General features: G+C 38.8%; 1 pseudogene. It reads left to right on the top strand.

Annotated elements, in window-relative coordinates:
• A pseudogene (locus U881_RS13445) lies at window positions 1-190 on the top strand (hypothetical protein); the annotation flags it as partial.
• Between the last annotated feature and the right edge of the window lie 132 nt (window positions 191-322).

Below are 322 nucleotides of genomic sequence, written 5' to 3'. Positions count from 1 at the left end.
AGAAGTGGATAAAGTAGAAGCTTATTGGAATTATTGGGGAAAAACTGCGGATTTGGCTAGAACTAAAGGACACCTAAATGAGGTTTTAAGAAGAATATCAAAAGTAAAAGCCGCAGCTTCTATAGAGGAGATTAAGCTTGCCTGTAAGGGTGCTAGGTTTATGACCAACAAATGCCTGGTGCAGGATTGATGACTTAGTGAAATGGGACAGAATGAACTTGTAAGAGTAACTCCGGCTCCCATTGATGAGAATTTGAGAAAGCTTGAAGCAAGAATCATTGCAGAAGAAATTAGCAAAATGCAGAAAAGTGAAGGGAATAGT

This window comes from Borrelia persica No12 (assembly GCF_000500045.1).
Taxonomy (GTDB): Bacteria; Spirochaetota; Spirochaetia; order Borreliales; family Borreliaceae; genus Borrelia; species Borrelia persica.
Note: the sequence above shows the minus strand (reverse complement) of the source record. Positions and strands in the feature narration are given on the sequence as shown.